We start from the raw sequence: 15306 nt of genomic DNA on the forward strand, positions 1-15306 counted from the left end.
CGTGACCGACGCGGCCGGCGAAACCCGCACCGGCACCCGCAGCCTGCCCATCGGCCGCAACCCGCTCAGCCTGCAGCTTATTGGCCCCGACCAGGCCGACAAGCAGGCCCTACCCCCCTTCGTGCTGCTGAGCACCAACGCCACCGGCGAGCCGCTGCCCGCCGCCGGCACGCTGCGCCTGCTGGCGCGCCGCTACCGCCCCAACCCGCCCGGCGTGCCCGGCCCTACCCCCGAAACCGACGACAACGAGGCCCCCGGCGAACTGGTCAAAACGCTCGCCTTCGACACGAAAAACAGCCCCGACCTGGACCTGCGCGTCGCGCTGGCCGCGCTGCCCACCGGCCGCTACCGCCTCGAAGCCCTGGCCGCTGGGGCCGACTCGGCGCGGGCGCGGCTCGATTTCACGCTCTACGACTCGCAGGCCGCGACGGTGCCCTACGCCACGCCCGATTGGTTCGTGGTGCCGGCCGACACCGTGGCCCCCGGCCAGCTGGCCCCCGTGCTGCTGGGCAGCAGCGAGGCCGAGGCCCGCATATTGCTCGAAGTGGAGCGCGGCGGCCAGCTGCTGCGCCGCGAGTGGCTGACGCTGCGCGCCGGCGAGCAGCGCCGCCTGCTCGTGGCCAGCGGCCCGGCCGGGGCGCGCGGCCCGCTCTACGTGCACACCACGCAGGTGCGCGCCAACCGCCTCTACCGCCACGACGCCACCATCCGGGTGGCCGAGCGGCCCCAGGCATTGCGCCTTTCCCTGGCCACTTTCCGCGACCGGCTCCAGCCCGGCCAGCGCGAAACCTGGCGCCTCACCATCCAGCAGGCCAACGGCCAGCCCGCCGATGCCGAGCTGCTGGCCACCCTCTACGACCAGAGTCTGGACGCGTTCCGGCCGCATAGTTTTGAGAAATTGGCTTTTAATAGCGGCTACTACCCGGCGCGGTTTGGCTGGCAGGGGGAGTTTGGGGCGGTTAGCTCTGACTCTTACGGGACGACAGATGAGGGGCCGGAACCAGCTGCCGTTGAGTATCCTGAATTGAATGACTGGCAGCAGCACCTGGACGAGGTGCCGGACCAGCTGGAGTTAAAGGAGAAGAATGGAAATATGCGCCGACGTATGGTGGCTACCGTTACGGTGAAGGGTAATACGGATGCGCCGGATATGTCCAATCTTTCTGGTACGCCGGGCTCTGCGCCGCACGCGCCGATGCGCGCAATGTCTGTGGCAATTCCATCACCCGCGATGATGAAAGCAGGCATGGCAAGAATAGGCGAGGACACAGCAGCCTTAAACGAGATGGTCACCATCGGCTACGGTACCCCTAAACAAAAGCCTGCCCCCGACCTCAGCGCTGTTCCTACCCGCTCCGATTTCCGCGAAACGGCTTTCTGGCAGCCGGCCCTGCGCACCGATAAAAACGGCGACATCGTGCTCGAATTTCAGATGCCCGAGGCCGTGACGCGCTGGCAGCTGCTGGCCCTGGCCCACGACCGCCAGCTGCACAGCGGCCAGCTCGCCCGCCAGCTCGTCACGCAAAAGGAAATCCAGCTTACGCCCAACGCCCCGCGCTTCCTGCGGCCGGGCGATGCGTTCACCTTCCCCGCCAAATTTTCCAATCTCACCGACCACGCCACGAGCGGCACCGCGCAGCTCTTTTTGCTCGACGCGGCCACCGGCCAGGATATCACGGGCCAGCTCGTGAAGGGCGCGGCGCGGCAGCCCGTGCGCGCCGTCGCCCACCAAAGCCAGGCGCTGGGCTGGGAAATCAACCTGCCGGCCGACTTCGCGCCTGCCGCCGTCACCTACCGCGTGGTAGCGCAAACGGTCAATGAGTCGATTTCGGACCAAAAAGGGTCTAAATTGAAGCACAGAGGGTCTAATAAGTCCCTCGGAGGTACTAATTCGGACCTCGGAGGTACTAATTCGGGCCTCGGAGGGTCTAATTCGAGCCTCGGAGGGTCCAATAGGTCCTTCGAAGGCTCCAATAAGTCCTTCGGAGGTACTAATTCGAGCCTCGGAGGGTCTAATAAGTACCTCCGAGGTACTAAATCGGGGGTCGGACCCCCGATATCTTACTCCGACGGCGAAGATAATACGCTGCCCGTCATTCCCAATAAAATCCTGATTACTGAGAGCCTACCCCTACCCCTGGCCGGGGCCGGCACGCACGAGTTTGAGTTGACGAAGCTGACCAGCACCAGCTCGCCCACCCGGCGCAACTACTCGCTCACGCTGGAAATGACCGCCAACCCCGCCTGGTACGCCGTGCAGAGCCTGCCCTACCTGATGGAATATCCCTACGAGTGCGCCGAGCAAACCTTCAGCCGCCTCTACGCCAACCTGCTGGCCGCCCAGATTCTACGGTCGAACCCGCGCTTCAAAACCGTGCTGGCCGAGTGGACGCGCCAAGCCCAGAGCGGCACTGCCGCCCAGCAAAACGCCCTCGCCAGCAAGCTGGCCCAGAACCAGGAGCTGAAGAATATCCTGCTGCAAGAAACGCCCTGGGTGCGCGACGCCCAGGGCGAAACCGAGCGCCTGGCCCGCCTCAGCACGCTGTTTGACGAGGCCCGGCTGGCGACTGAAACCGCCGCCGCGCTGGCCAAATTGCAGCGGATGCAGCTGCCCAACGGGGCCTTCCCGTGGTTCGAAAAGATGCCTGCCGACCGCTACATCACGCAGCTTATCGTGGCCGGCTTCGGCAAGCTCAAAAAGCTTGGGGCCTTCGACGCGGGCCAGGACGACGCGGCTCGCGACCTGCTGCAACAGGCCCTGCGCTACCTCGATGCCGCCCAGGCCCGCGACTATGCCGACCTGCGCCGCCAGAAGGACGTGAAGCTGGCCGCCGACCACCTCGATGACCTCCAGGTGCAGGCGCTGTACGCCCGCAGCTTCTGGCCGCAGCAGCCGGCCGCCGCCGCCGCCCGGCCGGCCGCCGCCTACTACCGCGGCCAGGCCGCGCGCTACTGGCCCGGCCGCACGCGCTATTTGCAAGCGCAGATTGCCCTCAGCTTATTCAGGGAAGACGCGCGAGCGCCCGCCGCCCAAACGGTGATGCGGGCGCTGGCCGAAAACGCCCTGCACTCGCCCGATTTGGGCATGTATTGGCAAGACGTGCGCCCCGGCTACTACTGGCGCGAGGCCCCCACCGAAACCCAGGCCACGCTCATCGAGGCGTTCGGCGAAATCAAAAACGACCAAAAATCGGTGGACGAACTAAAGCTCTGGCTCCTCACCCAGAAGCAAACCCACAGCTGGGAAAGTACCCGCGCCACCGCCGACGCCTGCTACGCGCTGCTGTTGCGCGGCACCAATTGGCTACGCCCTACCCCCCCGCTGCAAGTGGAAGTCGGTGGGCAAAAGATTGAGTCCGAAGCCACCCAGGCCGGCACCGGCTACTACAAGCAGACGTGGCCCGCCGCCGAAATCCAGCCCGCCCAGGGCCGCGTGCGCGTGACCAAAACCAGCGCCGGCCCGGCCTGGGGCGCGCTCTACTGGCAGTATTTTGAAGACCTCGACCAGGTGACGCCCGCCGCCACGCCCCTAAGCCTGGAGCGCCAGCTCTACCGCGAAACCCGCACCGCCGCCGGCCCGCAGCTCGAAAAAATCAGCGCCGCTACCCCCCTCAACGTGGGCGACGCGCTGGTAGTGCGCCTGGTGCTGCGCACCGACCGCGCCCTCGAATACGTGCATCTCAAGGACCAGCGCGCCGCCGGCCTGGAGCCGATAAACCAGGTCAGCGGCTACCAGTATCAGGCTGGGCTGGGCTACTACGAGAGCCCGCGCGACGCGGCTACCCACTTCTTTTTGAGCGAAGTGCCGCGCGGCACCCACGTGTTTGAGTATCGGCTGCGGGCGAGCCAGGCCGGTAATTTTTCGGGCGGCCTGAGCCAGGTGCAGTGTTTATATGCGCCCGAGTTTGGGGCCAATTCGGCGGGGCAGCGGCTGGTTATCGCGCCGCGCTGAGGGGGGTAGGGCGGGTGGTTGAGCTGGCTTTAGGCGGAAAAAAGCGGCAACGTTTGGGGGCGGCTGGCCTGCTCTTCAGGAGGGGGTAGGCGCCGCGACAAGCCCGGTTGGGCGTCCGGTGGAGCTTGTGCGGACGGCCCCCATAACCTATTTTTGTTTTTCTAAACTATAAGGTAAATTATTGATGAGGAAGCTAGTTGTTCTATTCGCGCTCTTGCTGAGCACCACGGCCGCCTGGGCTCAGGCCGAAAAAGTACCGGCCGTTACCAAGCTGCCCGGCGAAGAAAAACTCAGCACCCGCGAGCGCGCCGAACGCGATTTCCTGATGCCGGTGCGCCGAAAAAAGGCCGCCGAGCTGTCGAAGCCCACTGCCTCATCCGAGCAACTATCCACCGCCGCGCCCGAAACCGACGGCCTCTCGCACTACAGCGAAGCCGCCGCCGACCCGCGCCCCGAGGAAGTAGCCGTTGCCACGGCCGAGGCCAGCGCCGCTAGCCGCCGCGCCGCCCGCCACGCCCGCCTGCGGGCCATCGAGCGGGCCGAGGAGCGTGCCGCTGACGCCCGCGCCGAGCGCCGCGCCGAAGCCCGCCGCGCCGCCCGCCACACCAGCAAGTTGAGCCACAGCAAGAAATCGACTAAAGCCAGCCGCGCCGCCGAAGCCCGCGAAGCCCGGCACAGCAGCAAGAGCAAGCACCACACCAGCGAGAAAGCCAGCAGCCACCACAGCAAAAAAACCACCTCACACCGCAGCAAAAGCCACCAGGCGACCACCCACAAAGCCAAGCACCACACGGCCGAGAAAAAGGTGAAAACCAAAACCAAGAGCAAAGCGGCCACCACCAAGCACAAGCACCGCCGCTAGGTGGAGCAAAACGAAGGAGGCCCGGCCGCAATGCCGGGCCTCAGCTAAAACTCAAAAGCGCTGGTCGGTAGGCCGGCGCTTTTTTGTGGGGGTAGGTGCCCGGCAGCTACAAGGCAAGCCATCTACTTTCAACAAGCAGGCGCAGGGTAGTGCGGCCGCGTTAGCGGGTGTGCCAGCCTGCGGGGCCGGGCCGGGATAGTTGGGGCTGCTACCTTTGGGCCCTCATCCCACCCCAAGCCCACCCCATGAAGCAGGCCCTCGAAGAAGCCACTACCCCCGACGTAACCGTGCCGCACCCCCACGCCGACCCCCACGGCATCCGGGATGTGCTGCGGCAGCTCGGTATTAAAGATGAAAACCCCGCCACCTGCACCGGGCGCACCTGGGGGGGGGTAGGCAGCGCAAAGAAGTCTATCGTGTCGCCGGCCGACGGGCAGCCAATCGCCACCGTAGCCGTGGCCACGGTGGCTGATTACGAGGCCGTGGTGACGACTGCGCAACAGGCTTTTCTGAAGTGGCGGCTGGTGCCGGCCCCGCAGCGCGGCGACATCGTGCGCCAGATTGGCCAGGCGCTGCGCCACCACAAAGAAGCGCTGGGCAAGCTGGTGAGCTACGAGATGGGCAAAATATTGCAGGAAGGTCTGGGCGAGGTGCAGGAAATGATTGATATCTGCGACTTTGCGGTGGGCCTGAGCCGGCAACTGCACGGCTTCACGATGCACTCGGAGCGGCCCGCGCACCGCATGTATGACCAGTACCACCCGCTGGGCATCGTGGGCATTATCTCGGCCTTCAACTTCCCGGTGGCGGTGTGGGCCTGGAACGCCATGCTGGCCGCCGTGTGCGGCGACGTCTGCATCTGGAAGCCCTCGGAGAAAACGCCGCTGGCGGCGGTGGCCGTGCATCACCTCATTCAGCAAGTGTTAGCCGATAACGACGTGCCCGAAGGCGTGTTCAACCTCGTGCTGGGCGGGGCCGATGTGGGCCAAGCCATGAGCGCCGACGAGCGCCTACCCCTCGTGTCGGCCACGGGCAGCACCCGCATGGGCCGGGCCGTGGGCGCGGCCGTGGGCCAGCGCCTGGGCCGCGCCCTGCTGGAGCTGGGTGGCAACAACGCCATCATCCTCACGCCGCAGGCCGACCTCGACATGGCCATGCGGGCTATCGTGTTTGGGGCGGTGGGCACGGCCGGGCAGCGCTGCACCACCACGCGCCGGCTCATCATCCACGACAGCATTTATGAGGAGGTGACGCAGCGCCTGCTGGCCGCCTATGCCAAGCTGCCGGTGGGCCACCCGCTGCAAGCCGGCACGCTGGTCGGCCCGCTCATCGACGCCGATGCCGTAACGCTCTTCACCAACGCCCTGGAGGCCGTGCAGCGCGAAGGCGCAACCCTGCTCACCGGCGGCCAGGTGCTGAGCAGCGCCGAGCTGCACGGCGGCCACTACGTGCTGCCCGCCCTGGTGGCGGCCGAAAACCACTACCCTACCGTGCAGGCCGAAACCTTCGCGCCCATCCTTTATTTGTTGAAGTACGGTGGGGGGGTAGGGGAGGCCATTGCTCAGCAAAACGGCGTGAAGCAGGGCCTGTCGTCGGCCATTTTCACCCTCAACCTGCGCGAGGCGGAAGCCTTTTTGGCCGCGCCCGGCTCCGACTGTGGCATTGCCAACGTGAACATCGGCACGAGCGGCGCCGAAATCGGCGGGGCTTTCGGCGGCGAAAAGGAAACCGGGGGGGGTAGGGAATCCGGCTCCGACGCCTGGAAAGTCTATATGCGCCGCCAGACCAATACTGTGAACTACGGCACGGAACTGCCGCTGGCGCAGGGCATTAAGTTCGATATATAAGCTGACGTCTCGGCTTACTACTTGTTAATAAGCATAAGGCAAGGGCCCCGTCTGGATTTCCCGGCGGGGCTTTTTGCTTGCTGGCGGACTTGGGCAGGAGGTAAATAATGCAGCGCCAGGTGAGGCCCCTCTTCATAGCAGAGGTATGTGGCCTGGTTGACCAGCAGCTAGGCCTGAGCCAAGTGCCAGGGCGGAATATCAGCAATAAAAAAAGCCTCTAGCAATGCGCTAGAGGCTTTTTCTGTGGTCGTATAAGGAGTCGAACCTTAAACCTTCTGATTCGTAGTCAGATGCTCTATCCAATTGAGCTATACAACCAGTTCTCCGTGTTGGGAGTGCAAAGGTAGAAAAATATTCTGAAAACCCACAAGATGCCGCCGCTTTTTTTTGCTGTTGCGGGAGAGTTATGGTTGCAAGTTGGTAGTAATCAGGCCAAAATTTAGTTGGTCGCGCCGCGCCGCAACACTCGTTGCAAAGCCCGGTTGAACACCATATAGAGCCCAAACAGCGACGCGACGACCAGGCCCACCAGCACCAGCTTGCTGAGCATGCCCTCGTCGGGGTCGCGCAACAGGGCCAGCACATCCTGCGCCTTGGTGCCGAGCCAGTAAAAAAACAGGCTGCGCGGCAGCATTCCCAGCACCGACGCGGCCAGGAAGCGGCGGCGCGCTACCCCCACTATCGCCAGCACGAAGGTCATGAGGGCAAACGGCAGCACCGGCGAGAGGCGCGTGAGAATGATGAGCGGCCAGCTCTGGGTTTGCAGCTCGGCCAGCACGGCATCGGCCTTGGGGAAGTGGTGCAGCACCGCGCGCAGCTTGCCGTGGTCGAGGCGGCGGGCCAGCTCGTAGCCCAGCGCGGCGGCCAGCGCGTAGGCCGCTACCATGCCCGGCAGCCCCACCCAGCCAAAATAATAGCCAGAAATAATGGCCACGAACGTGGTGGGCGTGAGGGCCAGCGCCATCGTGAGGCCCGCCACCGCGAAGTACAGCAGGCTCAGGCTCAGGCTCAGACTTTGGAGCAGGGTAGGGCGCTCGTAGAGCAGGCCCAGCACAGCCGCCGAGCCCAGCAGCGGCACCGCCAGCAGCAGGCCCATCGTGAGGAAGGTGGAGAAATTCTTTTGAAAAAGCTCGCGTAGAAAGTTCATAGGCTGAGTAAACATACGGCACCGGGCAGGCACGGATGACTCGGTGGCTCGGGCTCCACCAATCGCCCACGGTCCAGGCCGTATTTTTACGTCGCTTTCCTACCCCTCCCCACTAGCCAGTCCGCCCGGTGGGCGCATCCGCGAAATCCGTTAAATCCGTTAAATCTGCGATGAAATTTGCCACCAAAGCCATCCACGCCGGCGTGCACCCCGACCCTACCACCGGGGCCATCATGACGCCCATCTACCAGACCTCGACCTACGCCCAGCGCTCGCCGGGCGACAACAAGGGCTACGAGTATTCGCGCACCCACAACCCCACCCGCACGCAACTGCAAGACGCCCTGGCGGCGCTCGACAACGGCCGGCACGGCCTGGCCTTTGCCTCGGGCATGGCGGCCATCGACTGCGTGCTGCGCCTGCTGAAACCCGGCGACGAGGTGATTTCGACCGACGACCTCTACGGCGGCTCCTACCGCATCATGACCAAGGTGTATGAGCCGCTGGGCATCAAGTGCCACTTCGTGCCAATGGGCGACCTGGCGGCGGTGCGCGCCAAAATCTCGCCCAACACCAAGCTCATCTGGGTCGAAACGCCGACTAACCCGCTGCTCAATATTATTGATATTGCGGGTGTGGCGGCCATCGCGAAGGAGGCCGGCGCGCTGCTGGCCGTCGATAACACGTTCTCTACCCCCTACTTGCAGGAGCCGCTGGCGCTGGGTGCCGACATCGTGGTGTACTCGCTCACCAAGTACATGGCCGGCCATTCCGACGTGGTGATGGGCGCGCTGGTTTTCAATGATGATGCGCTGCTGGAACGGCTCAGCTTTTACCAGAATGCCTGCGGCGGCACGCCTGGCCCGCAAGACTGCTTCCTGGTGCTGCGCGGCCTCAAAACGCTACACCTGCGGATGCAGCGCCACTGCGAAAACGGCCGCGCCATAGCCGAGTATCTGCGCCAGCACCCCAAAGTGGAAAAAGTGTACTGGCCGGGCTTCGAAAACCACCCCAACCACGCCGTGGCCGCCCGCCAGATGCGCGACTTCGGGGGCATGATTTCGTTCGTGCTAAAAGGTGATAAGAAGGAAGAGGCCATCGCGGTGCTCGAAAAATTCCAGCTCTTCACCCTGGCCGAAAGCCTGGGCGGCGTTGAAAGCCTGAGCGGCCATCCCGCCACCATGACCCACGCCAGCATCCCGCCCGAGCAGCGTCGCAAGGCCGGCCTCAGCGACTCGCTCATCCGCCTCAGCGTGGGCGTGGAGGATGCCGAGGATTTGATGGAGGATTTGGCCCAGGCGATAGGGTAGGGGGTAATGACGAGTTACTTGTCCTTAACTCCCTACCTCGCCCTCGGCGACTCCTATACCATCGGCGAGGGTGCCGAACCCGCCGACCGCTGGCCGGTGCAGTTGGCCGCACTCGACCGCGCGCAGGGGGGTAGGCTGGCCGACCCCGATATTATTGCCCGCACCGGCTGGACCACCGCCGAGCTGCAAGAGGCCATCGCGGCCAGCGGCAACCACCGCCCCGACTATGGCCTGGTGTCGCTGCTCATTGGCGTCAATAACCAGTACCGCGGCCAGAGTCTGGAAGCCTACCGCGCCGAATTCCGCGAGTTGTTGGCCACGGCCACTGCCTTTGCGGGCGGGGCCAGCGGCCGGGTGGTAGTGCTCAGCATTCCCGACTGGGGCCAGACGCCCTTCGCCCGCGACCGCGACCGGGCGCAGATTGGCCGCGAGATTGACGACTACAACGCCGTGGCCCAGGCCGAGTGCCAGCGCGCGGGCGTGGCCTTCGTGCCCATCACCGACCTGACCCGCGCCGCCGTTGGCGAAGCTGGCCAGTTCACCAGCGACGGCCTGCACTACACTGGCCCCCAGCTGGCGCGCTGGGCCGCGCGGGCGCTGCCCGTGGTGCGGGGCCTGCTGCAATAAAAAGCGGCCGGCCGCGTCTGCGGGGCCACAAACCCTTTTCATCATGCAGCTACAGCCCCGCCACCTCGGCCATAAATACCTCAACGTGCTGCCCACCAGCGTGAGCCCGCCCTCGGGCTACGGCCACCTGCTGCGGCGCTTTTTATTCGAAAAAAACGAGCGCGAGCCGCGCCAGCCGCTCGGGCCATTTCGGGCCGATGCGGCGGCGCTGGCCGCGCCCGTGCCCGCCGATGCGCTGCGCGTAACCTGGCTGGGCCACAGCACGACGCTTATCGAAATTGATGGCCGCCGCTTCCTCACCGACCCGGTGTGGGCCGAGCGCGCCTCGCCCTCGCAGCTGGTGGGCCCCAAGCGGTTTTTCGCGCCGCCGCTGCCGCTGGCCCAGCTGCCGCCGCTCGATGGCATCATCCTCTCGCACGACCACTACGACCACCTCGACGAGGCCGCCATTCGGGCGCTGGCCCCGCGCGGCGAGCACTTCTATTGCCCCTTGGGAGTGGGGGCGCACCTGCGCCGCTGGGGCGTGGCGGCCGACCGCATCACGGAGGCCACCTGGTGGGATGTTATCGCCCTACCCCCTGGCTTTGAGCTGATTGCCACGCCGGCCCGCCACTTCTCGGGGCGCGGGCTGCTGAACCGCGACAGCACGCTTTGGGCCTCGTGGGTGCTGAAGGGGCCGCGGCACCGCGTGTTTTTTGGCGGCGACTCGGGGCCGTTTGATGAGGCATTCCGGCAGATTGGGGCAGCCTACGGGCCGTTCGATTTGGTGATGCTGGAAATTGGGGCTTCCGACCCCGAGTGGGCCGACATTCACCTCGGCCCTGACGAGGCGCTGGCCGCCCACCGGCTGCTGGGCGGCGGGCCGCTGCTGCCGCTGCACTGGGGCACGTTCAACCTGGCGCTTCATGCCTGGCGGCAGCCGGTGCAGCGCCTCATCGCGGCGGCCGATGTAGCTGTGCCGCTGCTGCTGCCTACCCCCGGCCAGCGCGTTGACGTGGCGGCCGGGCCAGTCAGCTCATTTTGGTGGCTGGCTTAGCGGGTTGATTGCCGAAGAGGGGGGTAGGCCCGGTTTTATGGCTGCCGAAGAGTGAAGAGGCAGTTATAACTGCGGGCAGAATATTTTGGATAAAATGTTGCCCCGGTGAAAATCGTGTGTAATTTGCCCACCTTAAACCTTAGACAAATTAATTCTTTCCCATCTTTTTTGTATGAGAAAAAGCTTATTGACTCCCCTGCTTGCCGTGGTCGCGCTGGCCGCTCACGCCCAAAAAATAACCGTAACGGGCCGCGTACTGAGTGCCGCCGGTGAGGCGCAGCCGGGCGCTACCGTGCTGGAGCGCGGCACTGCCAACGGCACGGCGGCCAACGCCAGCGGCGAGTTTTCGCTGTCGGTGGCTCCCACGGCTACCCTCACTATTTCGGCCATTGGCTTTGCCACCCAGCAGGTAGCCGTGAATGGCCGCACCAACCTGGACGTGCGCCTGGCGGCTTCGGCCACCGACATCGGCGACGTGGTGGTGACCGGCTCGCGGGCCGCCGTGGGCCGCTCCAACGTGCTGACCACCGCGCCGGTGGACGTGATTACGGCCCGCGAAATCCGGGCCTTTGCCCAAACCGACGTGAGCCAGGTGCTGACCTACGCCGCGCCGTCGTTTCAGTCGTCGCGCCAGTCGATTTCGGATGGTACCGACTTTCTGGACCCGGCCAGCCTGCGCGGCCTCGGCCCCGACCAGGTGCTGGTGCTCGTGAACGGTAAGCGCCGCTACAGCCAATCGCTGGTCAACATCAACGGCACCATCGGGCGCGGCTCTGTGGGCACCGACCTCAACACGATTCCCACGGCCAGCATCAAGCGCATTGAGGTGTTGCGCGACGGCGCGGCGGCCCTTTACGGCTCCGATGCCATCGCGGGCGTTATCAACATTCAGCTCAAAGACGACACCACTCGCACCAGCGCCAGCAGCCTCTACGGCCAAACTACGCAGGGCGACGGCAAAACCGAGCAAGTCGATTTCAGCACCGGCATCAACCTCAACAAGCGCGGCTTTCTGGATTTGAGCGGGCAGTTTCTGAACCGCGGCTACACCAACCGCTCGTTTGCTGATACTGCGCCGCTCATGTACCTGGGCGGCAATGGCGGTAATTACCCCGCTTCGGCCACCACCGAGCAGAGCCGCCGCGACCTCAAGGCGCAGGACGATGCGCTGGTGGCTCAAAACGGCTTCGACCGGCGCGATATCCGGGTGGGCCAGTCCTCCTCGCGCAACTTCGGGGGGATGTTCAACGGGGCTTATCGCGTGGGCATGGGTGTTGAACTGTATTTTTTCGGCGGGGCTTCGTACCGCACGGGCCGCGGGCCGGGCTTCAACCGCTTGCCCAACCAGCCCACCCAAAGCGACCTGAGCTTGTTTCCGAACGGCTTTCTGCCGTTTATCAACACCGTTATCACTGACCAGTCGGGCACCCTGGGCGCGCGTAAAAACGTGGGCGGCTTTGCCGTGGACCTGAGCAACACCTTTGGCCGCAACAACCTGGAATTCAACATTGATGGCACTGTCAATGCGGCGCTACCGCAGCTGCCCGGCCTGGTGAACCCCACCAGTTTTTACGCCGGCCGCCTGGCCTTTATGCAGAATACGACCAACCTGGGCGTGTCGCGCCACTACACGGAGGTAGGGCCGCTGGCTACGCTCAACGTGGCGGCCGGCGGCGAGTTTCGGGTGGATAACTACCTGATTAGCAAGGGAGAATATGCTTCGTACTTCGGGGCGATAGGCGGCCGCACGGCCAGCAACGGCTCGCCGGCCGCCGCCGGCTCGCAGGTGTTTCCGGGCTACCAGCCCAGCAACGAGCTGAACAAGACGCGCACCAACGCGGCAGGCTACCTCGACCTCGAAAGCGACATTACCGAAAAGCTGCTCGTGCATTTGGCGGGCCGCGCTGAAAACTACAGCGACTTTGGCGGCAACGTGAGTGGCCAGGCCGGCGCTCGTTACAGCCTCATTGAGGGGCTGGCATTGCGCGGCTCCATTGGTAGCGGCTTCCGGGCTCCTTCGCTTCAGCAGCGGTATTTCAACAATACGAGCACGCAGTTTGTGAGCGGGCTGCCGCAGCAAGTGCTCACCGTGAACAACGATAGCCCCATTGTGCGCAACGGCTTTGGCGGCTCCGGCCAGCAGGGCTTTGGCGTGGAGCCGCTCCGGCAGGAAAAATCGAAGAACTATGGCCTGGGCCTCACGGCCACCGTGGCGCGCCAGCTCACCCTGACCGTGGATGCTTACCAGATTGACATCCGCGACCGTATCGTGCTCTCCTCGTCGTTCACGCGGGCCAATCCGTTGGTAGCCACTATTCTGGGAACTTTGCCCGTGAGCCAGGTGCAGTTTTTTGCCAATGCGGTGAATACCCGCACCCGCGGCCTCGACGTGGTGGCCAATGAGCGCATTCCGCTGGGCCCCGACAGCCGCCTGCTGCTCACGGCCGCCGCCAACTTCAACAGCACCGAGGTAACGAGCTTCAACTCCTCGTCTTCGACCATCAACAACGACCAGACGCCCGGCGTCAACAACCTGCAGAACCGCCTCTTCGACCGCTCGCAGCGCACGCGCCTGGAACACGGCAACCCGCGCAGCAAAATCAACTTGGCGGCCGCCTACACCATAGGCAAGTTTGGGATAGAGGCCCGCTCGGTGCGCTTTGGCGAGATTCAAACCGCCGATGCCGACCCGACCCGTGCCAACCTCGACCAGACGTTCTCGGCCAAGTGGATTACCGACCTCACCGTGAGCGTGCAGCTGGCTAAGCAGTTGGGCTTAGTATTCGGGGTCAATAACTTGTTCAATGTGTACCCCGACAAAATCTACGTGGACCCGCGCAACAACCCTAATAACTTCTCCACCGACCCCGCCACGAGCTTCAACTCCTCGCTCGACAACTCCAACCGCGGCCGCTTCCTGTACAGCGCCAACCAGTTTGGCTTCAATGGCGCGTACTATTTCGGCCGGTTGAATATCACGCTGTAAGCCTAGCTTTCGGTCATAAAAAAGTCCGCGCTGCCCCAGGCAGCGCGGACTTTTTTGCGTGCGCAATATACTAATAGCCAGCGCGAAGCAGCCGGGCCAGCGGCCGGCCATCGGCACCGCGCGCCACGTAGAGGCCGGCCGGCAGGGTAGGGGTAGGCTGCCACTGCACGCGGCCATCGGCCCCGGCCTGGAGCCGCGCCACCACGCGCCCCAGCTCATCCACAATGGTAACGGCCTGGCCCCCGGCCGCCGCCTGAAACTGCACCTGCTCGCGAAACGGCATCGGAAAGGCTGCCCCGTTGGCGGGGGGTAGGGCCGGGTGGTCGGCCAGCGCTGTGCCCGGCGCTGAAACTAAGAACGAGAACGTCTGCTCCTCGCTGGCATTGAGCGGGCAGCCATTGTCAAAAACGGCCACGGTGGCGGTGTAGCGGCCCGGCGGCAGCGTAGCCGGCACCTGCCAGGTCAGGCGCGCCTGCGTCGCCCCGAGGGTAATGAGGCTGAGGCCCGGCACCACGGCGGTGGCATCGGTGCTGAAGCGCAGCGACTGGCCCGCGTCGGGGTCGGCGGCGCTGAGCGTGAGGCTGACCGCCTGCACCGGCACCACCTGGCTGGGAGATTGCGGGGCGCCATTCCCCAGCGTGAAGCCGGTGAACATCGGCGGACTATTGACGGAGGTATAGGCCACATACGTGACGTCGCGCATGACATAGCCGATTGGCTGCCAGGTGCCATTGAGGCGGCGATACTCGTTCACGCGGGCTGCCATTATATAAAGCCCTTGCTGCACGTTGCCGGCCGGAGCCGTGAGGGCTCCGGTGGCCGCGTTAAGCTGAAACTGCCCCGGTATGAAGTTCCCTACATCCACACCGCATAAATTGAGCGGCTGCACCGACGACTGCGACGTGGTGAAACTATACACTAGCGAGTCGCCGTCGATATTAAACGTGCTGAAGCTGTAACGCTGCGCCGAATTGCCGCAGATATAGGGTAGCAGGTTGGTCTCAAACCGGGGCGAGTTGTTTTGCGCCACCAGCGCATTATCCAGAAACGCGCTGAGGTAAAGCGTCTGGTTGACAGAGTTAGTGATGTTTCGGATAACAGACGACCGGTTTTCGGTATGCACGCTCAGGGTCCACTGACCGCGGGGCAGGTCCACGTCCGTCTCGAAAAAGTTGATATCGTAGACGCGCGAGGATGAGAGTAGCGGGCAGTTGGGGGCCGCATAGGGCACCACCTGCCCGCGGCGAATCGTCACGGTGAAGTAGTCGGCGGCCGTCGCGTTGCAGCCGCCCCGGTTGCATGTGAGGTCTATCATGTCTTGCTGCACGGCGCTCACTGCATCCCGAAACAAGCGCACCGTGACGTGGTAGCGCGGCACGCCGGCCGTGGTGCTGGCCACCGGCGCGTAGGCAATGTCACCGCCAATAATGTGCGTGGCGTGCGCGGCCCGCAGCCCGCCTACCCCCATCAGCAGCGCCAATAACCAGCGGAAGCGAAGTTGTGTGAACATAGCCAAGTAGTAAAATGGTGAGAATCAGC

Annotated in this window: 9 protein-coding genes and 1 tRNA gene; 7 read left to right on the forward strand and 3 right to left on the reverse strand. The window is 64.5% G+C overall.

Annotation, left to right across the window (positions count from 1 at the left end; all coding sequences use genetic code 11):
* Nucleotide 1 precedes the first annotated feature (1 nt).
* The 3 genes from A0257_17320 (at nucleotide 2) to A0257_17330 (ending at nucleotide 6661) form a co-directional block, all read left to right on the forward strand.
* Complete coding sequence (locus A0257_17320; GenBank protein ID AMR28687.1) at nucleotides 2-3952, forward strand: hypothetical protein; 3951 nt, start codon at nucleotides 2-4, stop codon at nucleotides 3950-3952.
* Between the two features lie 214 nt (nucleotides 3953-4166).
* Entirely contained in the window at nucleotides 4167-4814 is a 648-nt protein-coding gene (locus tag A0257_17325) for a hypothetical protein (protein AMR28688.1), read from the forward strand.
* 245 nt (nucleotides 4815-5059) lie between these two features.
* Nucleotides 5060-6661, forward strand: a complete 1602-nt coding sequence (locus tag A0257_17330; GenBank protein ID AMR28689.1) for an aldehyde dehydrogenase — start codon at nucleotides 5060-5062, stop codon at nucleotides 6659-6661.
* Nucleotides 6662-6905: 244 nt separating this feature from the next.
* On the opposite strand, the gene A0257_17335 is transcribed toward A0257_17330, so the two are convergent.
* Together A0257_17335 and A0257_17340 are read right to left on the reverse strand one after the other, a co-directional pair.
* Nucleotides 6906-6979, reverse strand: a tRNA-Arg gene (locus tag A0257_17335).
* 121 nt (nucleotides 6980-7100) lie between these two features.
* Nucleotides 7101-7823, reverse strand: a complete 723-nt coding sequence (locus A0257_17340; protein ID AMR28690.1) for a hypothetical protein — start codon at nucleotides 7821-7823, stop codon at nucleotides 7101-7103.
* A gap of 155 nt (nucleotides 7824-7978) precedes the next feature.
* Between A0257_17340 and A0257_17345 the strand changes: the two genes are divergently transcribed.
* From A0257_17345 to A0257_17360, 4 genes are all read left to right on the forward strand, one after another.
* Complete coding sequence (locus A0257_17345) at nucleotides 7979-9118, forward strand: cystathionine gamma-synthase (protein ID AMR28691.1); 1140 nt, start codon at nucleotides 7979-7981, stop codon at nucleotides 9116-9118.
* 6 nt (nucleotides 9119-9124) lie between these two features.
* The gene (locus tag A0257_17350) at nucleotides 9125-9745 is read left to right on the forward strand and encodes a lysophospholipase (GenBank protein ID AMR28692.1); all 621 of its coding nucleotides are present in this window, start codon (nucleotides 9125-9127) and stop codon (nucleotides 9743-9745) included.
* 43 nt (nucleotides 9746-9788) lie between these two features.
* On the forward strand, nucleotides 9789-10781 hold the full coding sequence (locus tag A0257_17355) for a hypothetical protein (GenBank protein AMR28693.1): 993 nt from the start codon (nucleotides 9789-9791) through the stop codon (nucleotides 10779-10781).
* A gap of 187 nt (nucleotides 10782-10968) precedes the next feature.
* Nucleotides 10969-13767 carry a hypothetical protein gene (locus A0257_17360; protein ID AMR28694.1) on the forward strand — a complete coding sequence of 933 codons (2799 nt, stop codon included), beginning with the start codon at nucleotides 10969-10971 and terminating at the stop codon, nucleotides 13765-13767.
* A 70-nt stretch (nucleotides 13768-13837) separates the two neighbouring features.
* On the opposite strand, the gene A0257_17365 is transcribed toward A0257_17360, so the two are convergent.
* The gene (locus A0257_17365; protein AMR28695.1) at nucleotides 13838-15247 is read right to left on the reverse strand and encodes a hypothetical protein; all 1410 of its coding nucleotides are present in this window, start codon (nucleotides 15245-15247) and stop codon (nucleotides 13838-13840) included.
* Between the last annotated feature and the right edge of the window lie 59 nt (nucleotides 15248-15306).

Source organism: Hymenobacter psoromatis, from assembly GCA_001596155.1.
Taxonomy (GTDB): domain Bacteria; phylum Bacteroidota; class Bacteroidia; order Cytophagales; family Hymenobacteraceae; genus Hymenobacter.